This window comes from Methylocella tundrae (genome assembly GCF_038024855.1).
GTDB lineage: Bacteria > Pseudomonadota > Alphaproteobacteria > Rhizobiales > Beijerinckiaceae > Methylocapsa > Methylocapsa tundrae.
Genome location: NZ_CP139089.1, coordinates 3506795 through 3526435, shown reverse-complemented (window position 1 = coordinate 3526435; position 19641 = coordinate 3506795). Strand labels below are relative to the sequence as shown.

Sequence of the window (19641 nt, the reverse complement as noted above, 5' to 3'; positions counted from 1 at the left end):
GGGAGCCGCGAAGATCCTGCCGATCAGGTCGCCGCCCGGAACAATCCGACTTTCAGATCCTTCGCCTCATAAATGCGCGTTCCATCGGCTTCCAGCCAGCCGTCAGCGATGCCAAGGACAAGCTTTGTCTTGAACACGCGCTTCAGATCGACGCCATAAATGATCCGTTTAACGGTCGGCAGCACCTGATCAGCAAATTTCACCTCGCCGACGCCAAGCGCGCGGCCACGCCCCGGCAGATCGAGCCAGCCAAGATAAAAGCCGAGCAACTGCCATAAAGCGTCAAGGCCAAGACAGCCCGGCATGACCGGATCGCCCTTGAAATGGCAGCCGAAAAACCAGAGATCGGGATTGATCGCAAATTCCGCGCGAATCATGCCCTTGCCGTTGGGGCCGCCCGTTTCGGACACCTCCGCGATACGATCGAACATCAGCATGGGCGGCAACGGCAATTGCGGGTTGCCAGGCCCAAACAGCTCTCCGCGGCCACAGGCTATGAGGTCTTCATACTCGAAGCTCTGGCGCCGCTTGCTTTCTTGCGTCACTCTTTGTCTCTCCGTGCTGCGGCCGGGCGGCTGGGCCGTCGGAAATGCGGCCTTCTAACACAGGCGTCGAAGCGCCGGAAGCGCCGCCGGGCGAATTTGCGCTCCGAGGCGCGATTCCCTTGGCGCGGCAGGCACATTCTGCGGCGCGCGCGGGGCCGCGCCCTTCCTTTAGCGCAGTCCCGATCTTATATAGCTGGCGTTGGGGCTTCTGCGTCCCACTAACGGCAGGATACGATTTCCATGGCGATTCGCCACAAGACGTTGATTTTGACCTTTGCGCTGATGCTCGCCGCGGGTTTTTCAGCCGACGCTTTCGCGCGCGCCGGCAGCGGCGGGTCCTTCGGCAGCCGCGGCTCGCGCACGTTCGGCGCGCCGTCCTCGACAATGACGGCGCCGAATGGCGCCTCGCCCTTCAGCCGGTCGATGACGTCGCCAAACCAGGGGATATTCCGCCCCGGTTTCGGCGCTCCCGGCGCACGCGGCGGCTTTTTCTCCGGCGGCTTCGGCCGCGGCCTCCTCGGCGGCCTTCTCGGCGCGGGCCTCATCGGCATGCTGTTCGGCCATGGATTTGGGGGCGGCCTTGGGGGCGGCATGTCCTTCATCGGGCTTTTGCTGCAGCTCGCGCTTTTATTCTTCCTCTTCAAATTCGTCATGAGCTTCCTCCGTAACCGTTCACCGGCCATGCAGGGAGGCGCCTTTAATCGTTCGCCGGCGGCGGGCTCCGCGCCCTTTGGAGGAAACGCGCCGGGCGCTGGCGGATTCGCCGGATTTGGAGGGGGCGCCTCGCAAGGCTCCAAGCTCGATGTCGGTCCGGCTGACTTCAGCGCTTTCGAACAGCGGCTTGGCGCCGTTCAGAAAGCCTACAGCGATGAAGATATGACCGCTTTGCGGTCGATGACGACGCCGGAAATGGCCTCTTACTTTGCTGAGGAACTCGCGGAGAGCGCCAGGAAGGGCCTCGTCAACAAGCTCTCCAACGTCGCTTTCCTGCAAGGGGATCTGTCGGAAGCCTGGCGCGAGGCCGGCGGCGACTATGCGAGCGTCGCCATGCGCTATTCGCTGAACGACGCCATGCTCGACCGGACGACAGGGCGGGTTGTCTCGGGCGACCTCGCAACGCCGCAGGAGGCGACCGAAATCTGGACGTTCACGCGCTTTCCGGGCGGCTCGGCAAATGATTGGAAATTATCCGGGATTCAGCAGGCCGCGTAGCAATCGGCCTTGGCGGCGGCCTTTAAGCCGTCGCCATTTTTCGTTAGGCTGAGCGCATGAACCCTTCAGCGCCAACCATCATCTTCGATCTCGGCGGCGTCCTCATCCGCCACGACAACGACATCCTCTATGACCGGCTCGCCGCCTGTTGCGCCGATCCGGGCGGCGCCCGCGTCGTCATGGAAAACATTCTCGGCGATGAGGAGATCGGGACCGGCCAGCTCGGCGTCGACGCCCTGCACGCCCGTCTCGTGTCCGAGCAGGGCTTCGGGCAAAGCTTTGCCCATTTCCTTGACCTCTGGAGCAGCCATTTCAGCGCGGAGCCCGGGATGGAGCCGCTCCTCCTCGCCCTTGCCCAACGCTATCGCGTCGTCGTGTTCTCGAACACCAATTCGGCCCATATCGAACATATCCGGGCGAACTACCGCGTGCTCGAACATGCCCACGCCGCCTATATGTCCTACGAACTGGGGCTGGTGAAGCCTTATGCCGGCGCCTTCAGGAAAGTATTGGAGCTCGAGGGACGGCGCCCCGAAGAATGCATTTTCATCGACGATCGCCCGGAGAATACAGCGGCCGCCGCGGCCCTCGGCATTAAAACGGTGACCTTCACGGACCGCGAGGCTCTGAAAGCCGCGATCGCCGAATATGGCGTCGCGGTGGACGCCTAGCGCATATTCCGATCAGATCGGTTCGATCTGATCGACAAGAAAATGCTAAAGCTTTTGAATCTGGAGCGGTTTCTGATCGATCGAATGACTCCATTCGATTGGAAAGCGCCTGCGCAGACTGCGTTCAGTCGGCCGCTGGCGTGATCGAAACCGATTCGCCGCAACCGCATGCCGCAGTCTGATTCGGGTTCTGGAAAGTGAACGCCGAGGTGAATTTACTGGTCTCGAAATCGAGTTTCGTGCCAAGGAGAAACATCAGATCCTTCGGCGCGATCAAAATATTGACGCCCTGATCCTCGATCACTTCGTCGCCCGGCAGAACCTCGTCGGCGAGGTCCAAAACATAGCTCATGCCGGCGCAGCCGCCATTTTTGATGCCGACTTTGATGCCGGCGACCGGTTTGCCGGCGGCTTCAATCAGCTCCCGCGCGCGAGCGGCGGCGGCTTCGGTCAGGGAAACGGCGGCGAATTTCGGCTTGAGCATCAATCCCTCCGGGGCGCTGGCTGGCGCTTGGGCTTAATGCCCTATATAGCGCGTCGCGGCGCGAATGTTTAGGGGGATCACATCGATCGACGCCGGAACGCGCAAATGACGCCGCCCCGCCGCGATGAGCTCACGCCGCCTTCTTCACTGCGATGGCGGCAAGCGCGCGCATGATTTGCCGCGTTCCTTCGAGCCGGTCCTTCACCTCGTCGAAATCGCGCGCGAAAACGATCTTCATATCCGGCCGCACCTTGGCGTCGCGGCCCTGCTCGGCGACATAGCGAACGAGCCCTTGCGGATTGGCGAAGGAATTGTCGCGGAACGAGATGATGACGCCCTTTGGCCCGGCGTCGACCTTCTCGACATGGGCCTTGCGACACAAAACCTTGATCGAGACCAGCTTCATCAATTGCTCGACTTCCGGCGGCAGAGGCCCGAAGCGATCAATCATCTCCGCGGCGAAGCTCTCGATTTCCTCGTCGGTCTCAAGACCCGCGAGACGTCTGTAGAGGCCGAGCCGCAAGGGGAGATCGGCGATGTAATCCTCGGGGATCGTCACCGGCGTTCCAAGCGTGATCGTCGGCGACCAGGCCTCGTCCACAGGCTCCGCTATGCCGGCCTTCAAGGCTTCGACCGCCTCCTGCAGCATTTGCTGATAGAGTTCATAGCCGACTTCCTTGATATGGCCGGACTGGTCGTCGCCGAGAAGATTGCCGGCGCCCCGGATGTCGAGATCATGGCTCGCCAGCTGGAAGCCGGCCCCCAGCGTATCGAGCGACTGCAGCACTTTCAGCCGCTTTTCGGCCTGCGGCGTCATGGCGCGATCGGCGGGAACGGTGAACAGCGCATAGGCGCGGATCTTCGAGCGCCCGACCCGGCCGCGCAATTGATAGAGCTGCGCGAGCCCGAACATATCGGCGCGGTGCACGATCAGCGTGTTGGCGGTTGGAATGTCGAGGCCCGACTCGACGATCGCCGTCGAGAGCAGCACGTCATACTGGCCATCGTAGAAGGCCGCCATCTTGTCTTCGAGCTCGGTCGCGGCCATCTGGCCATGCGCGATGACGAATTTAACTTCGGGTACATGCTGGCGCAAGAAGGCCGCGGCCTCCTCTATGTCGTCGATCCTTGGGCAGACGTAGAAGCTCTGGCCGCCGCGATAGCGCTCGCGCAGCAGGGCCTCGCGCACCAGCAGCGTATCGAATGGCGTGATGAAGGTTCTGACCGCCAGCCGGTCGACCGGCGGCGTCGCGATGATCGAAAGTTCGCGCACCCCTGTCAGAGCCAGCTGCAGGGTGCGCGGGATCGGCGTCGCCGAAAGCGTCAGGACATGCACCTCGGCGCGCAGCTCTTTCAGGCGCTCCTTGTGCTTGACGCCGAAATGCTGCTCTTCGTCGATCACGACAAGGCCAAGATCCTTGTACTCGACGCCTTTGCCAAGCGCCGCATGAGTGCCGACAATGATGTCGATGTCGCCCGAGGCGGCGCCGGCTTTCGCGGCCTTGAGCTCGGCCGTGCTGACCATGCGCGACATCTGCGCCACTTTGATCGGCAGATGGGCGAAGCGGTTGGAGAAATTCTTGTAGTGCTGACGCGCGAGAAGCGTCGTCGGCACGATGACGGCGACCTGCTTGCCCTCGATCGCCGCGGCGAAGGCGGCGCGCAGCGCGACTTCCGTCTTGCCGAAGCCGACGTCGCCGCAAACGAGCCGGTCCATCGGCCGGCCCGAGGCCATGTCTTCCAGCACGGCCTCGATCGTCGCGAGTTGATCGTCCGTCTCATCATAGGGGAAACCGGCGCAGAATTCGGCGTAAAGTCCCTCGGGCGGGGCGAGCTTGGCCGCCGCCTTGGTCTGGCGCGCGGCGGCGATCTTGATGAGGCCCGCCGCCATTTCGAGGATGCGCTTGCGCATCTTCGCCTTGCGCTTCTGCCAACCGCCGCCGCCGAGGCGATCAAGCTGGACCTCGGTGTCCTCGGAGCCGTAGCGCGACAGAAGCTCGAGGTTCTCCACCGGCAGAAAAAGCTTCGCCCCTTCCGCGTAATGCAGTTCGAGGCAGTCATGCGGCGCGCCGCCCGCCTCGATCGTCTGCAGGCCGATGAAGCGGCCGATGCCGTGATCGACATGGACGACGATATCGCCCGCCGTCAGCGCGCCGACTTCGCTCAGGAAATCCTGGGGCCGGCGCGTTTTTTTGCGGGCGCGCAGCAGGCGGTCGCCGAGAATATCCTGCTCGCCGACGATGACGAGATCGCCCGCCTCGAACCCGGCCTCGAGGCCGATGACGGCCAGAGCGACGCTTGCGCGCGGCAGCTCGAGCGCCTGCGCCAGCGAGGAAACCGGCGCCGGGTTGGCAAGGCCGTGATCGACGAGGACATGGGAGAGACGCTCGCGCGAGCCGTCGGACCACGCCGCCACGATGACGCGCTTCTGCTGCGCCTGGAGCGCATGGACATGCTCGACCGCCGCGCTGAAAACATTGGCGCTTTCATCGGCCCGTTCGGGCGCGAAGCTCCGCCCCGGCTTCGAGCCGCAGTCGATGACGAGGCCGCGCGCGCCCTCCGGCTGCGCAAAGGGCGTCGTGCGGATCACCCGCGCGCCGCCAAGGCGCTGCTTCCACTCCGCCTCGGAGAGATAAAGCTGGTCGGGCTTCAGCGGCTTATAGTTGGAATGGACGGGGTCAGCGTCATGGGCGCTCTTTCGCGCGTCGTAATAGTCGGCGATCAGCGCGATGCGCTCATGCGCCGCCTCATCGGCGAGCGGATCGAGAATCAGCGGCGCCCGGCCTGCATAATCGAGAATCGTATCGAGATGGTCGTAGAACAGCGGCAGCCAATGCTCATAGCCGGGGTGCCTGCGCCCTTCGCTGATCGCTTCATAGAGCGCGTCGCCGCGCGTCTGCGCGCCAAAATTCGCGACATAGGCCTGCCGGAAGCGCCGCATCGTGTCGCTTGTGAGCTGCACCTCGCTCATCGGCACAAGGTCAAGCCCGCGCAAGGGAAACATCGTGCGCTGCGATTCAGGATCAAAAGCGCGGATCGATTCCAGCGTGTCGCCGAAGAAATCGAGGCGCACGGGCTGCGCCATGCCGGGCGCGAAAAGATCGAGAATGCCGCCTCTCACCGCATATTCGCCGGCGTCGCGCACGCTGGAGGCCCGGGCGAAGCCATTGGTCTCTAACCACAGCGTCAGCGCGTCCATATCGACGACATTGCCGGGCGCCGCCGAAAACGTGTCCGCCGCCATTTGCTGAATGGGCGCGACGCGCTGGACCAGCGCCTTGACGGTCGTGCTCAAAATGCGCGGGCGCTCGACGCTGGACCGGGAGCGGGCGAGGCGCGACAGGACGATCATGCGCCTCGCGGAGACCGAGGCGTTGGGCGAAACCCTGTCGTAAGGCTGGCAGTCCCAGCCCGGAAAATCGAGGATTTCGATGTCTGGCGCTGCGAAAGACAGCGCCTCGGTAAAGGCCGCGGCGCGCTGGCTGTCGCGCGCGACATGCACCAGCACGACGGCGCGATCCTCCGCCTCCCTTGCGAGCGCGCGCGTCAGATCGGCGGCGCAAAAGGCGTCAAAACCATCGGTCAGGGAGGAAAGCGTCAGCGAGCCGCCTTTGGCGAGTTCGGCGAGCGCACGTTTAAGATCAGCCACGTTGCAAAATCAATTCAAGCGTTTTCCCCGGCGCAAGCGTCAGGGAGTAAAAAAGCGATCAGACGTTTGCAGGATCAAAACCGGCATGGAAAGCGACGATTCTGTGGAACAGCGGTGTATCATAGGCCTCGGGCGTTGGCGCTTCGCCGGTCGCCCAGCTGAACACATCGCGGTCGAGAGCTTCGAGCAGCGCCTCGAAATCATCGAGCTCTTTCTCGCTCAGGCGCTCCACCTCGGCGTCGGCGAAACGGCCGAGCAGGAGATCGGTTTCCAGCATGCCGCGATGCCACGAGCGAAATTTGATGCGCCGGCGTCTTGCGTCGACGGTCACGTCAGCCGTTTGCGGGACGGACATGGATGGATCTCCGGTCTTCAAGGCGTTTCCCCGCCTCGCGCGGAGCTCCCCGCAGCCATATAGTCTTTGCGCGCACAACTGTCAGCCCTTTCCGGCGGCGGTAATGCGTGGAGCGCTCGGACGGGCCGCCGGCAAGGCCCCCGCATGACGCGCAGGCGGGGGGCTTGTTTACTGGTTTACTGGCAAAATTCGAGCAGCGCGGCCTTTTTTCCATCGCTGACGATGATGCGCCCCCTCGCGTTGGGCTGCAACGTGATCCCGCCCGGCTCGAAGCCCGCGGCGATGAGGGCCGCCTCGACGGGGGCGAAGCTGCTCTTTAGCGCCGTCTCCGCGGCAGATTGCGGGCAGTTGACCGTCGACATCATCGAACTGGCCGAGGCCTATGGCAGCTACGGCTACCGACGCATAACGGCGCTGCTGGGTCATGCCGGCTGGGCCGTGAACGCCATAGACAATGCGTCGGTTTGATGGTCTTACGCAAGAGAAAGGCCCGGCGAACCATTCACCGAGCCTTCTGCTTCTCACCCTGAAAGTTGACGTGTGGTTCTTTAGTATTTGGCAACGACCGGCGCCGGAGCGGCGGTGTCGAACTTGTAGCTGACCCCGACCTCCACGCGGTTCAGGTTGGTCGTGCGACTGGCAATAACGCCGAGCGCGGCCAGGCCGGGAGTGGCGAAGGCATTGTCGGCGGCGAAGCTGGAATGACCGAATTGCGCGTAACGGTATTCGGCGCGAATCGACCAGTTGTTGGTGACGGCATACTCAAGACCCCCGCCGAGAGTCCAGCCGACGCGGGTCGACGAGGAGCTAACCTGGCCGCCAAACGGCCCGTAAATGGTGCCTTCGACGCCCGCGAAGGCGACGCCGCCGGTGGCGTAGAGGAGGACGCGATCCCAGGCGTAGCCGACGCGGCCGCGGATCGAACCCATAATGTCCGCTTTGGTGGACACCGCGACCGGCACAGAACCAAGGCCTTCGAAGAAGGGGCTGCCCGACCTGGTTTTGCTGAGGCTGGTTCCCTCAACGTCGCCCTCGAGGCCGACCACGAACTGGTTGAACTGCAGATTATAGCCAATGTGCCCGCCGCCGATGACGCCGCTGTTACTGCCCTGGAAGCTTGCAAAGTCGCCGAAGCTATCGGTGACATTGATGTTGGACGTGCCCCAGGCGTAGCCGATCTGGGCGCCGACATAGATGCCGGTCCAGGTGAAGATCGGGACCGGCGGCACATAGACCGGCGGCGGAGCGCGGGAGGGAAGATCGGCGGCGAAGGCCGATCCGGCGAGCGCGATCGCGCCAGCCGAAGCGAGTAACAGGCGACGTAACATGAGGTGCCACTCCTTTTGGATATCAGAGATAACGCGAATGTGATGGAGGCTACGTAGTTTACGTCCGGTTGCAATTTCAAATTGCAACCGGACGGCGATTCAAGGTCGCATTTTGGAACAGTGTGGCGGATTTACAGCAGTGAAGAGTTTTCAGACCGGATGTGACGCGATGTCACACTTCGTCATCGATCTATCACTATTTGCATCGGAATTTTGCCCGTTGCTCATCAAGCGCGCTCAAAAACAATCTTCCCCTCGCACGCGCGATACTTGCAGCGCATTAGAGTGCAGACTCACAACCAGTAGCTGACCGTAGCGGCGATGGAGACTATGGCGAGGAAGTTTATGGCGTTTCGGTCATAGCGATAGCCACGCGCCTGAAATCTTTCAGACGGCGGAACATGCGTTCGATGGCGTTCCGGTTTCGATAGAGAAGCAGTTCTTCCATTTGCGATTGGCCTTGGGCGGGATGTTCGGCATAGCTCCGCCGCTCCTCGACTTGCCGGCCGATGGCGTCGCTATCGTAGCCCTTAGGGCCGTGCAGGATTTCGCAGACGGAAAGCTTTTCCAATAATTGCGCGCCCGCCGTGCAGTCGGCGACGTGGCCGCCGGTGAGCATAAAGGCGAGCGGCCGATGGCCTGATTTTTCTCCTCCTTTGCCGCCGCTGGCCGAGCGATGCGCCTTCACCGCCGAGGAGTCGATGAGCACTTGCACAGGCGGCCCGCCTGCTTCTGCAAGCGCGTGGAACAACTCACTACCGTCGAACAGGGTCCGCGCGGCGGGCCGTCAGATGCGTCCCGATAGGATCATTGCCTCCCCGGCCGCGGGCGGCGCATAAAGCTCTGAACCTCCGCGCGGCAAACCCCATGCGTCCATCGATTCTGAACCCCCTCTTCGCCTCGGCCGCGAGCCTGCCGGGCGTTGGGCCCAAAACCGGCAAGCTGCTCGACCGGCTGCTGGCGGAGGGCGGCAAAGAGGCGCGCGTTCTCGATCTCCTGTTCCATCTGCCGGTCGGCGTCCTCGATCGTCGCAACCGGCCGAAGATCACTGAGGCCCCGCTGAATACGGTGGTGGTGATCGAGGGAACGATCATTGAGCATCGGCCGCCCCGCGCGAAGGGTCCCTATCGCGTGCTGATCGAGGATGAGACCGGCGATGTTCTGCTCGTGTTTTTCCTCGCCAATCATCAGTGGATCGAGAAAAGCCTGCCCGTCGGCGCGCGGCGCTGGGTGTCCGGCAAGCTCGAACTCTGGGACGGCCATCGCCAGATGGTTCACCCTGACCGGATTCTCGACGCCGAAGGCCTCGCCAAACTGGCGCCCGTCGAGCCGATCTATCCTTTGACCGAGGGGCTGTCATCGCGGCTTCTCTCAAAGGCCATCGAGGGCGCATTGGCGCGCCTGCCCGCGCTGCCGGAGTGGCGCCCCGCTCCCGCCCTGCCCTCTTTCACCGAGGCCCTGCGCCGCGTGCATCGCCCGCAGACGCCGGAAGAAATCGCGCCCGAGGCGCCAGCGCGCAAACGCCTCGCCTTTGACGAAATGCTCGCCGGCCAGCTTGCGCTGGGGCTGATGCGGGCGAGAGCGCGGCGCGCGCCGGGGCGCGCCAACGCGGGCGACGGGCGCCTCGTTGATAAAATCCTCAAAACCCTGCCCTTTACGCCGACGGACGCGCAGAAACACGCCTTCGCGGAAATCCGCGCCGATCTCGCAAGCGAGGCGCGCATGTTGCGTCTGCTGCAGGGCGACGTCGGCTCCGGCAAAACGGTCGTCGCGCTGCTCGCCATGGCGTCCTGCGTCGAAGCCGGGCGGCAGGCGGCGCTGATGGCGCCGACGGAAATTCTGGCGCGCCAGCATTTTGCCGCGCTCGGCGCCTTCGCCGGCGCCGCCGGATTGAGGCTCGCCCTGCTCACTGGCCGCGACAAGGGCTCCGGGCGGGCCAAAACGCTCGAGGCGCTGGCCTCGGGCGCGATCGACATCATCATCGGCACCCATGCGCTGTTTCAGGAGAGCGTCGCCTTCCACGATCTCGGCCTTGCGGTGGTCGACGAGCAGCATCGTTTCGGCGTGCATCAGCGTCTGGCGCTCGGTGAAAAAGGCGAGCGCGCCGACATTCTGGTGATGACGGCGACGCCGATCCCGCGCAGCCTCGTACTCACCTATTTCGGCGACATGGACGTCTCGCTGATCCGCGAAAAGCCTGTTGGCCGCAAGCCGATCGAGACCAGGGCTCTGCCGGCCGAGCGAATCGGCGAACTCGTCGAGCGGCTGCGCGGGGCGTTGGAGACTGGCGCGCAGGCTTTCTGGGTTTGCCCGCTGGTCGAGGAAAGCGAACTTCTCGACGTCGCCGCCGCCGAGGAGCGTTTCGCGGATCTGCGCCAATTCTTCGGCGACGAGGTCGGTCTCGTCCACGGCAGGATGAAAGGGCGCGACAAGGACGCGGCCATGGCCGCCTTCGCTGGCGGAGAGACGAAAATTCTGGTGGCGACGACGGTGATCGAGGTCGGCGTCGACGTGCCGAAGGCCAGCATCATGGTCATCGAACATGCCGAGCGCTTCGGCCTCGCGCAATTGCATCAGCTGCGCGGCCGGGTCGGACGCGGCGCGGCGAAGTCGTCCTGCATCCTTCTCTATAAAGGCCCGCTCGGCGAGACCGCGAAGGCCCGCATCGAAATTCTGCGCGAGAGCGAGGACGGGTTCCGCATCGCCGAGGAAGATTTACGTCTGCGCGGCGAAGGCGAGGTGCTGGGCTCGAAACAGTCCGGCCTGCCGGGCTTTCGCCTCGCTGACCCCGCCGCGCATGGGGATCTGCTGGCTGAGGCGCGCCGGCAGGCGCAAGGCATCGTCGCGGAAAATCCCCGGCTCGAAGGAGAGAACGGCGAGGCGCTGCGCCTTTTGCTCAATATTTTCGAGCGCGCCGAAGCGATAAGATTGCTGGGGGCGGGCTGACTACGCCTCGCCCGGGAAAAACCTCAGCGCGAACATCGCGAGGGCCGCGAAAATAGCAAGAGCGGCCAAGAACATCGCCGTCGCGCCATAGCCGAAAGCGCCGATGAGCAGCGCCTGCGGATAGGGCATCAGGAAAATGCCGATGTTGAACGCTGTATTGAGCAGCGCCTGCGGGCCGGCGCGCTCGGCCGGCTCGACCCCTTCGCTCATCCAGGCGGACAGGACCGGATAGACCACGCTATAGCCTATGCCAAAAAGCACGCCCGAGACGACGATCAGCCATGATTGCCCGGCGTAGGCGAGAAGCACGAAGCCCGCGCCCTGCGCCAGAAATCCGCCGGCGACGAGAACGCGCCGATCGAGAGACTCGAAAATGCCCATCGCAAGAAAGCGGCTGGCGAAAAGGGTTGTCGTCGAGGCGAAGAAAAACGCGCCGATCGGCAGCGCCTTCGCCTGCAACAAGGCGGCGAGATAGGCGGCTGTGAAGCCGAACATCGTTCCGTTGACGAAAACGGCAAAAAAAGCCGGGATGCGGCTGCGCCGCAGGCCGCCCAGAAAATTGAGCGCGCGCGCCTGCCGCGGGCGCGGGATCGGCCGGACGCCGAAGGTGAGCGCAAGCCCGAGACAGGCGGGAATGGCGCCTTCCAGAAACATCGCCGGAGCGCCGAACTTATTCAGGATAAAGGCGCCGAATGGCGGCGCGAAGGCCTGAGCCACGGCGAACATGCTCGAAAATAGCCCGTTCAGATAGACGAACTTGCGCGCATTGAGCCGGCTCTGCCCATAGGTGACGAAGGAGCTGAGCAAGAGCCCCTGCCCGACGCCCTGAACGAGACGGGAGGCGAGCGCCGGCCAGAACGCGCCGGCGGTATAACGCAGGCTGAAAAAGCCGACGACCATGAGGGCCACGGAGACCCGGCAGGTGTTGAGAACGCCGATGCGCGCGGCCACAGCGCCGGACAAAAAGGTGAAAAGAATGACCGGAAATGCGTAGAGCGAGAGCAAAAGCCCGACCGTATGAAGATCGAAACCTTCGCGGGCGAAGACCACGGCGAGCAGCGCGGCGTGCGAATACATGAAAGAGACGAGAAAAGCGGCAAGCGCCAGCTGAAAATATTCGCGCCGCGCCCGCGCGTCGATGAAGCCGGCCCTGATCGCGCGATCTTCAGACTCTGGGGCGATGGGCGCATCGGATGCGCCGCGCAAGGCGCCCATCAAGCTGCGTCGGAGCGGCGCAGCAGGGCGCGCCAATGGCGGATTGGAACCTCCGCCGTCGCGGCGATGTCCTCGATGACGACCCTGCGCAAGCCGTGGCGTTCGGCCTGCGCGAAAATCGACGGCGGCAGCGGCCAGGGCGGCCCCGAGGCCGGCGCGTCCTCGTCACGCGCCCGCGCGATCACAAGAAGTTTTCCATCTGGCGCAAGAAGCGAGGCGAGAGCGGCGAGCGCCTTCGGCAGGAGCTCTGGCGCCAGGGCCTGCAAAGTGTAGCATTCATGGACAAGATCGAATTTTTCGCGCCACTCGGGAGGGACTTTGAAGAGATCCTCCGCGCTGTAGGCGACTTTGCTATCTGGAAAACGCCGTTTTGCCCATTGGACGGCTTCCTCGACCAGATCGAAAGCCGTAACGTCAGCGCCGGCGGCGGAAAAGCACTCGGCATTGTCGCCAAGGCCGCAGCCGACGTCGAGCACGCAAAGCCCTTCGAGGCCGCGCATTTGCAAATCGACGAAAGATCGGGTGAGCGGATGGGGCGAAAGATTGGCCCAGGGCACCCGCGCGGCATCATTTTCGGCGAGGGCATAGACAGCCTCGAACCAGCCCCTTCGCAGCGGATCGGCGGCGTCTGGCGCCGCCCCTTTGGCCGGATCGATCGCGTCGAGCTCGATCCGCGCCCTGGCGCGGCGCTCGGCAAAGCCGGGATCGGACGAAAATCCGCTCATGCTGCTTTTCCTTTCAGGGATTGAGGCGCGGCCGCGTTCAGGCCTTCTTTTCCCAGCGCCCGGCCTCGCTCTGCTGCCAATAGGTCAAAGCAAAGCCCCGTTGCTTCAGCTCTTTCCATTGCAGCCGGGCGGCGGCAAGCTCGTCCTCATTGGCTCCGTCGAAGACGACGATCGCGCGTTCATAGGCCGCGTCATCACCGAGGGAGGCGGCAATCTGCGCCCCCTCGACAAAGAAGCGCGCCGCCGCGCCATTCGGATTTTCCGCCCCCGTGCAAAGATAGACCGGCTGCGATTCGACATCGCCGTCGGCGGCGCGGCCATGCGCGATAAAGCTGGCGTCGGAATAAGTCCAGAGCCACTGATCCAGCGCCTCCAGCCGCTCTTCGCTTCGCGCCTGGATGACCACGCGCCAGCCTCTCTCGAGCGATTTCTCGATGAGGCCGGGCAGCGCCTGGTCGAGGCTTTGGCGCTGGAGGTGGTAGAACCAGATCTCCATTACGGCATGGGCTCCGACGCCATCAGGGTCACGCCTTGTCCGCTTTCGCCTCGTAATTGTCGAAGACGAGCCGGTCCAGAAGCCGGACGCCAAAGCCGGAGGCCCAGCCCTGATTGACGTCGCTCGCCGGCGAACTCATGCCGGTGCCGGCGATGTCGAGATGCGCCCAAGGCGCGCCATTGACGAATCTTTGCAGGAACTGCGCGGCGGTGATCGAGCCCGCGTGACGTCCGCCGGTGTTCTTCATATCGGCGAATTTCGAGTCGATCAGCTTGTCATAGGCCGGGGCGAGCGGCAGCCGCCAGAGTTTTTCCCCCGTCGCCTTGCCGGCGGCGAGCAGCTTCTCGCCAAGGTCATCGTCATTGGTGAAAAGTCCGGCGTGGTCCTGGCCAAGGGCGACCAGCACGGCGCCGGTCAGCGTCGCGAGGTCGACGATGAATTTCGGCTTGAAACGGTCCTGCACATACCACAGCACGTCGGCGAGCACGAGACGGCCTTCGGCGTCCGTATTGATGACCTCGATCGTCTGCCCCGACATGGACGTCACGATATCGCCCGGGCGCTGCGCTTCCGGCCCCGGCATGTTTTCGACGAGGCCGACGACGCCGACGGCGTCGACCTTGGCCTTGCGGGCGGCGAGCGCCTGCATGAGGCCGACGACGCAGGCGGCGCCCGCCATGTCGCCCTTCATATCCTCCATGCCGCCGGCCGGCTTGATCGAGATGCCGCCGGTGTCGAAGGTGACGCCCTTGCCGACGAAGGCGACCGGCTGGGCCTTGCCCTTGTAGGAGCCCTTTCCTCCGCGCCAGCGCATGACGACGACGCGGCTTTGCCGGGCGGACCCCTGCCCGACGCCAAGGAGCGCTCCCATGCGCAGCGCCTTCAAAGCGGGCTCATCGAGAATCTCGACCTCGACGCCGATCTTTTCGAGCTCCCGCGCGCGACTGGCGAACTCCTCCGGATAGAGCACATTGGCGGGCTCGTTGACGAGGGTGCGCGCGGTAAGAACCCCTTCCGCGACGGCGGCGCGACGCCTCGCTTCGCCGCGCGCGGCGGCGGGGTCCGCGACGGCGAGCACGAGTTCGCTCGATCCATTGTCGTCAGAATCGTCCTTTTTCTTGGTCTTGTAGCGGTCGAAACGATAATCGCGCAGCTGAGCGCCGAGCGCGAATTCGGCGGCGGCCGCGGCCGGATCGGCCGGCGCGTCCGGCGGATCGAAGACAATTGTCGCCGCGCCGCCGCGACCCAGCTTGCCGAGGACAAAACCGCCGAGATTGGCGTAATCCACGGGCGCGGGAGCGGCGGGTTTGATCTTGGCCGCCTCCGGCGAATCGGCGTCGTTCCGCTCGCTTGCCTCGGCTTGCGGGCCCGGCGCTCCGATGACGAGCAGGCGATCAGCCGCGATCCCGGCGGGAGCGATGATGTCGAGCGCCGTCGAGGCCTTGCCCTTGAACCTGGAGACGACGGCGGCTTTGCGAATCAGAGCTTCCCCATCGGCGCCGAGCAACTTCAGCGTCGCATCGCCGAATTTGAAGTCAGGTCCGCTGAAAACCACGAGCGATTGCGGGCCTTTCGCGGGTTGGGCCGCCGTCTTGGCGTCGGGCTGCGGCCGGGCGCCGGTCAAAGAAGCCAGCGCGATAAATTCGATTTTCACGGACTGCGACATTTGATCCTCAAAAAAGCGTGACTGCCGCGCTCACGGCGTCCTCGACGGGAGCCGAACTCGACGGCGTAAATCATGCGAAAGAACGGGGAAACTGGTTCAGGTCATATCAAACTCGCATTGAAAATGCCTTTTCATACGCATATGTCGGACCGTGAGCGGTTCAGCAAGGGGAGCCCGCGCCGCCTGGCCGTTGCCCTGCCGGCGGGGTCGCGCCGAAAAATTGCCGTGAGCTTCGACTTTAGTCAGGCTGGCTCCAAAGCAAAAGGGCAAAAGCCCGCGTTTGCGCCAAGAGGCGCGGTCGTGTCTTCCTCGACGGTTCGCCGGCGAGGGCGATCTGTGATGCGAAGGTCACGGGATGGGAAATATCGCAGCGCAACAGCTCCAACAGGGGCGAGATGACTGGCGGCGGCGGCTGCATTGTAGCAAATTGGGCGCGGGGCGGTACGGGTTTGAGTTTCAAAATGTCGAGCATCACCGTTGACGCTGCCAACCCCATCGGCCCCGCGCCCGGCGATTGCCGCCGCCTGGGCGCGGCATGCCCTGTTGTTGCGCGCGCGGACGGATTCGCGGCGCGATGATTGGTTGGACCCTCGGCCGCTATTTTTCAGCCCGTTTTCTGACCCTGATCATGGCGGTGTTTCTGACCGTCTGCGGCATGATCTTTGTCGTTGATTTCGTGGAAATGCTACGCCGCACCAATGACATGGTGGGCGCTTCGACGCGCTCGGTCGCGGTTCTGTCCTTGTTGCGCGCGCCTTCCGCCTCGGAACAGTTGATGCCGTTCTGCGTCCTGTGCGGCGCCATGGCGGCGTTTCTCGACCTGACGCGCAAGCTGGAGCTCCTCGTCGCGCGCGCCGTCGGCGTTTCGGTTTGGGGCTTTCTCGTCCCGCCCGTGGCGATCGCCATCATCATCGGCGTTGGCTCCGTCACGCTGTTCAATCCGGTCTCGGCCATGATGAAGCAGCGCGCCGACCGAATCGAGACGCAGATCTTCGGCCGCGTGACCCAAGCGGACCCCGAATCAGGAATTTGGCTCCGGCAAAAAGGGGTCGACGGTGAAGCGATCATCAAGGCCAAGTCGGCTTCCCGCGACGGCTCGCATATCGCCTCCGTGACGGCCTATGTCTATGATCGGCGTGGCAAGTTCGAGGCCGAGGTGGAAGCCAGGCGCGGAGAGCTCCAGCCGGGGGTCTGGCGGCTCGAAAATGCGCGCATTTTCATGCCGGGAGAAGAAATACAAGAAGTCAGCGCCTATCTCCTCGCCACCAATCTGACGCCAGAGCAAGTGGCGAAGGGGCCGGTGGCGCCGGACTCCGTGCCATTTTGGGACCTGCAGGCGATGCGCCGGGAGACCGACAGGGCGGGCCTCGACTCGACAGGCTTTAAACTGCAATTTCAGTCGCTTCTGGCGCGGCCTCTGCTGTTCGTAGCGATGGTTTTGATCGCCGCGGCCTTTTCTTTAAGATTTTTCCGTTTTGGTGGAATCGGCAAGATGGTTGGCGGTGGCGTGGCGACGGGCTTCGTGCTTTATGTGGCGACTAAGCTTGTCGGCGACCTCGGCGGAGCCGGATTGCTCAGCGCGCCTGTTGCTGCGTGGTCTCCCGCCATCGTCGCCAGCATGCTCGGCGCGCTCGCGTTGCTGAATCAGGAGGATGGTTGATGGGGCGGCGTTTTTGCCCCAATGGCGCGCGGGCTTGCGTATCTGGTCTTCGCGGCTTGTTTGGCCCTGTCCGGGGCCGGATTTTCCACGCCCCTGCTTCAGCGCCGCCCCAGCGTTCCTCGGCGCGAGCCTGGCTCGCCGCCCTCCTTTGCCTCGCCCTCCTTTGCCTCGCCGCCGTCAGCGCCCCCGCCGCCATCGCGGCGACGGAGCGGCCGCCGCAGCCGCCGGCCGGCCAGCCGCCCGACAAGATGTTCGTCGAGGCGAACGAACTTCGCTACGATACGGTGAAGAATACGGTTGCCGCCGTCGGCGATGCGCGCGTCTATTATAAGGGTCGCGTTCTCGAAGCCGACCGCGTCACCTATGACCGCAAGACCGGCCGCGTCTTAGCCGAAGGTCACGCCAAGCTCACCGAAACCGACGGCAGCATCCTGCACGGCGATCAATTCGACCTGACCGATGATTTCCGCGACGGATTCATCGAAAGCCTGCGCGCCGACACCTCGGACAAGACCTTTTTCAGCGCGCCGCACGCCGAGCGCATCGAGGGCGACACTACGGTCTTCAACAAAGGCACCTACACTGCCTGCGCCGCCTGCACAGGCAGCCCCGACAAGCCGCCGCTGTGGCGGGTGCGCGCCAAGCGCATCGTCCACAAGAACGACGAGCAGATGATCTATTATGAGGACGCTTCGCTTGAGTTCCTCGGCGTTCCGCTCGCCTATGTGCCGTTCTTTTCGGCGCCCGATCCCACGGTCACGCGCAAATCCGGCATTCTGTCGCCGCATCTCATCGACAGGTCGACGCTCGGCTATGGCGTCGGCATTCCAATCTTTTGGGCGCTCGCGCCCGACTATGATTTGACGTTCACGCCGACCGCCCTGTCAAAGCAGGGCTTCCTCGCCAGCGGAGAATGGCGCCAGCGCTTCGACATCGGCCAATATTACATCAGGGCGAACGGCATCTCGCAGATGAACCCGAGCTTTTTCCCGACGTCCCCGTGGGGCGCCGGCAACCAGACGCTGCGCGGATCGTTCGAGAGCGCGGGCGAACTCGCCATCGCCGATCAATGGAAATTCGGCTGGGCGTTCACGCTGCTGTCGGATAAATGGTTCCTGAATGATTACAACGTCCCGAGCCAGACCCTTTCGTCCAATTATATCGCCGAGACGACCTCGACGGTCTATCTGACCGGCCAGAGCAATCGCGGCTATTTCGACCTGCGCGGCTATTATTTCGAAGGTCTGTCGACGCACGACTTCCAGCCGCAGCAGCCGCTCGCCCACCCGGTCTGGGATTACAACAAAACGATAGACATCGATCCAGCAAATTCCTGGGGGATCGGCGGCGAGGTTGAGGCCGACTTCAACCTGACGAGCCTTTCCGCCGCCGCCGCGAGCTATCAGTCCGTCGGCACGCAGGTGCTCGACAACGCCTATCAAATGTATAACGTCTGCACCAATTATGTGCCGGGCACCGTCGCCGGCAAATGTCTTCTGCGCGGCGTCGGCGGCGAATATACGCGGACGACGGTGGATATTTCCTGGAAGCGCAAGCTGATCGACCCGATCGGCGAGGTCTGGACGCCCTTCGCCTTCGCGCACGTCAACGGCGAGTGGCTCGATCTCAACACCACGAATTCCTATACGTTTTCGTCGAGTTTCGGCTCCTCGACGTTCAGCAATTCGTCTCAGCTGAACTTCCTCGGCAACCGGGACGTGAGCTTCTACGGCGCGTTCGTGCCCGGCGTCGGGCTTGAATATCGCTATCCATTCTTCGCAAAACTTGGCTTTGGCTCGGTCACTGTCGAGCCGATCGCGCAGATCATCATGCGCCCGAACAATCCGATCGGCGCTTTTTCCAACGTCAATCTCGACGCGCAAAGCCTCGTCTTCGACGAGTCGACTTTGTTTGATTGGAATAAATATTCGGGCTACGACCGCTTTGAGACCGGCATGAGAGCCAATTACGGAGGCCAGTTCACGCTGAACTTCAAAGACGGCGGCTACATCAACGTCATCGGCGGCCAATCCTATCAGGTCGCCGGCACCAATTCCTATGCGACGGCGGACGCCGCCAATGTCGGGCTGAGCTCGGGTCTCGACACGAGGGCTTCCGACTACGTCGGCGCGCTTTCGATCGCCCCCAACTCCGCGTTCTCATTCACCGCCAAAAGCCGCTTCGACGTCAACACCTTCGAGCCAAGGCGCATCGACCTTGTCGGCAACTATAACCTCGGCGCCTGGACAGGGGGAATCCAATATGCAAATTACCAGGCCCAGCCGGTGATCGGATATTATGTGCGCCGGGAGGGTCTTTCCCTGAATTCGCGCTATAAGATCAGCGACAACTATTTCGCTCAGGGAAACATTACCTTTGACATGAGCCGTCAGTTCTATCCTGCTGCTCTCATCGGCTATACGAGCCCCGGTCCTTTCGCCATCGCCGCGTTTGGCATGGGCGCCGGCTATAACGATGATTGCACTACTTTCTCGGTGAATTATTCTTCGATTTATCAGGACAATGGCAATGGCGCTCTTATTCGTAACCAGACAGTCCTGTTACAACTGCAATTGCGGACCCTTGGCGGCACCAAACTCAGTGAAAGCTTCAACAACACCGCCGCGCTTGACGGCGTGAAATACTGACCGCCACCGCGCCGGTTCGCCGACGCGCGGCGACGCCGCTG

The 19641-nt window shown here is 63.4% G+C and carries 16 protein-coding genes; 6 read left to right on the top strand and 10 right to left on the bottom strand.

Annotated features, from left to right (window positions below; all coding sequences use genetic code 11):
• Window positions 1-23: 23 nt before the first annotated feature.
• Window positions 24-545 carry a bifunctional 3-hydroxydecanoyl-ACP dehydratase/trans-2-decenoyl-ACP isomerase gene (gene fabA / locus SIN04_RS18470; RefSeq protein WP_134491630.1) on the bottom strand — a complete coding sequence of 174 codons (522 nt, stop codon included), beginning with the start codon at window positions 543-545 and terminating at the stop codon, window positions 24-26.
• A 240-nt stretch (window positions 546-785) separates the two neighbouring features.
• Here fabA and SIN04_RS18465 point away from each other — a divergent pair, with 240 nt between their 5' ends.
• Both SIN04_RS18465 and SIN04_RS18460 read left to right on the top strand, forming a co-directional pair.
• On the top strand, window positions 786-1757 hold the full coding sequence (locus SIN04_RS18465; RefSeq protein WP_134491628.1) for a Tim44 domain-containing protein: 972 nt from the start codon (window positions 786-788) through the stop codon (window positions 1755-1757).
• 56 nt (window positions 1758-1813) lie between these two features.
• Window positions 1814-2428 carry an HAD-IA family hydrolase gene (locus SIN04_RS18460; RefSeq protein WP_134491626.1) on the top strand — a complete coding sequence of 205 codons (615 nt, stop codon included), beginning with the start codon at window positions 1814-1816 and terminating at the stop codon, window positions 2426-2428.
• A 124-nt stretch (window positions 2429-2552) separates the two neighbouring features.
• On the opposite strand, the gene SIN04_RS18455 is transcribed toward SIN04_RS18460, so the two are convergent.
• The 3 genes from SIN04_RS18455 to SIN04_RS18445 all read right to left on the bottom strand — a co-directional run bounded on the left by SIN04_RS18455 (window position 2553) and on the right by SIN04_RS18445 (window position 6916).
• Complete coding sequence (locus SIN04_RS18455; protein ID WP_174511946.1) at window positions 2553-2912, bottom strand: HesB/IscA family protein; 360 nt, start codon at window positions 2910-2912, stop codon at window positions 2553-2555.
• A 130-nt stretch (window positions 2913-3042) separates the two neighbouring features.
• On the bottom strand, window positions 3043-6561 hold the full coding sequence (gene mfd / locus SIN04_RS18450) for a transcription-repair coupling factor (RefSeq protein WP_134491624.1): 3519 nt from the start codon (window positions 6559-6561) through the stop codon (window positions 3043-3045).
• Window positions 6562-6619: 58 nt separating this feature from the next.
• Complete coding sequence (locus SIN04_RS18445) at window positions 6620-6916, bottom strand: succinate dehydrogenase assembly factor 2 (RefSeq protein WP_134491622.1); 297 nt, start codon at window positions 6914-6916, stop codon at window positions 6620-6622.
• 144 nt (window positions 6917-7060) lie between these two features.
• Between SIN04_RS18445 and SIN04_RS18440 the strand changes: the two genes are divergently transcribed.
• Complete coding sequence (locus tag SIN04_RS18440) at window positions 7061-7384, top strand: hypothetical protein (RefSeq protein ID WP_341264491.1); 324 nt, start codon at window positions 7061-7063, stop codon at window positions 7382-7384.
• 80 nt (window positions 7385-7464) lie between these two features.
• Here SIN04_RS18440 and SIN04_RS18435 read toward each other — a convergent pair whose 3' ends face one another.
• Together SIN04_RS18435 and SIN04_RS18430 are read right to left on the bottom strand one after the other, a co-directional pair.
• On the bottom strand, window positions 7465-8244 hold the full coding sequence (locus SIN04_RS18435) for an outer membrane protein (RefSeq protein ID WP_134491618.1): 780 nt from the start codon (window positions 8242-8244) through the stop codon (window positions 7465-7467).
• Between the two features lie 343 nt (window positions 8245-8587).
• Entirely contained in the window at window positions 8588-8959 is a 372-nt protein-coding gene (locus SIN04_RS18430; RefSeq protein WP_134491616.1) for a transposase, read from the bottom strand.
• Between the two features lie 152 nt (window positions 8960-9111).
• On the opposite strand from SIN04_RS18430, the gene recG reads away from it, so the two are divergent.
• Entirely contained in the window at window positions 9112-11190 is a 2079-nt protein-coding gene (gene recG, locus SIN04_RS18425) for an ATP-dependent DNA helicase RecG (RefSeq protein WP_341264125.1), read from the top strand.
• Here the strand turns inward: recG and SIN04_RS18420 are convergent, their stop codons facing one another.
• Genes SIN04_RS18420 through SIN04_RS18405 form a run of 4 tightly spaced genes read right to left on the bottom strand, consistent with a single transcriptional unit; the run spans window position 11191 to window position 15292 of the window.
• Window positions 11191-12405, bottom strand: coding sequence for an MFS transporter (locus tag SIN04_RS18420; RefSeq protein WP_134491614.1), 1215 nt, complete (start codon window positions 12403-12405; stop codon window positions 11191-11193).
• Complete coding sequence (locus SIN04_RS18415; RefSeq protein ID WP_134491612.1) at window positions 12405-13130, bottom strand: class I SAM-dependent methyltransferase; 726 nt, start codon at window positions 13128-13130, stop codon at window positions 12405-12407. Before SIN04_RS18415 ends, SIN04_RS18420 begins: the two co-directional genes overlap by 1 nt.
• Before the next feature lie 37 nt (window positions 13131-13167).
• Window positions 13168-13626: a DNA polymerase III subunit chi gene (locus SIN04_RS18410; RefSeq protein WP_134491610.1), complete on the bottom strand. Its 459-nt coding sequence runs from the start codon at window positions 13624-13626 to the stop codon at window positions 13168-13170.
• Window positions 13627-13654: 28 nt separating this feature from the next.
• Window positions 13655-15292: a leucyl aminopeptidase gene (locus SIN04_RS18405; protein WP_134491608.1), complete on the bottom strand. Its 1638-nt coding sequence runs from the start codon at window positions 15290-15292 to the stop codon at window positions 13655-13657.
• A gap of 574 nt (window positions 15293-15866) precedes the next feature.
• Here SIN04_RS18405 and lptG point away from each other — a divergent pair.
• The gene (gene lptG, locus SIN04_RS18400) at window positions 15867-16952 is read left to right on the top strand and encodes an LPS export ABC transporter permease LptG (protein ID WP_134491606.1); all 1086 of its coding nucleotides are present in this window, start codon (window positions 15867-15869) and stop codon (window positions 16950-16952) included.
• Complete coding sequence (locus tag SIN04_RS18395; RefSeq protein ID WP_341264124.1) at window positions 16952-19600, top strand: LPS-assembly protein LptD; 2649 nt, start codon at window positions 16952-16954, stop codon at window positions 19598-19600. Before lptG ends, SIN04_RS18395 begins: the two co-directional genes overlap by 1 nt.
• Window positions 19601-19641 lie beyond the last annotated feature (41 nt).

Coding starts and splice junctions, on each gene's coding strand:
- SIN04_RS18405 (WP_134491608.1), bottom strand. CDS start 15,292: ATGTCGCAGTCCGTGAAAATCGAATTTATCGCGCTGGCTTCTTTGACC.
- lptG (WP_134491606.1), top strand. CDS start 15,867: ATGATTGGTTGGACCCTCGGCCGCTATTTTTCAGCCCGTTTTCTGACC.
- SIN04_RS18465 (WP_134491628.1), top strand. CDS start 786: ATGGCGATTCGCCACAAGACGTTGATTTTGACCTTTGCGCTGATGCTC.
- SIN04_RS18435 (WP_134491618.1), bottom strand. CDS start 8,244: ATGTTACGTCGCCTGTTACTCGCTTCGGCTGGCGCGATCGCGCTCGCC.
- SIN04_RS18445 (WP_134491622.1), bottom strand. CDS start 6,916: ATGTCCGTCCCGCAAACGGCTGACGTGACCGTCGACGCAAGACGCCGG.
- SIN04_RS18455 (WP_174511946.1), bottom strand. CDS start 2,912: ATGCTCAAGCCGAAATTCGCCGCCGTTTCCCTGACCGAAGCCGCCGCC.
- recG (WP_341264125.1), top strand. CDS start 9,112: ATGCGTCCATCGATTCTGAACCCCCTCTTCGCCTCGGCCGCGAGCCTG.
- SIN04_RS18415 (WP_134491612.1), bottom strand. CDS start 13,130: ATGAGCGGATTTTCGTCCGATCCCGGCTTTGCCGAGCGCCGCGCCAGG.
- SIN04_RS18420 (WP_134491614.1), bottom strand. CDS start 12,405: ATGGGCGCCTTGCGCGGCGCATCCGATGCGCCCATCGCCCCAGAGTCT.
- SIN04_RS18440 (WP_341264491.1), top strand. CDS start 7,061: ATGACGCGCAGGCGGGGGGCTTGTTTACTGGTTTACTGGCAAAATTCG.
- SIN04_RS18395 (WP_341264124.1), top strand. CDS start 16,952: ATGGGGCGGCGTTTTTGCCCCAATGGCGCGCGGGCTTGCGTATCTGGT.
- SIN04_RS18410 (WP_134491610.1), bottom strand. CDS start 13,626: ATGGAGATCTGGTTCTACCACCTCCAGCGCCAAAGCCTCGACCAGGCG.
- SIN04_RS18460 (WP_134491626.1), top strand. CDS start 1,814: ATGAACCCTTCAGCGCCAACCATCATCTTCGATCTCGGCGGCGTCCTC.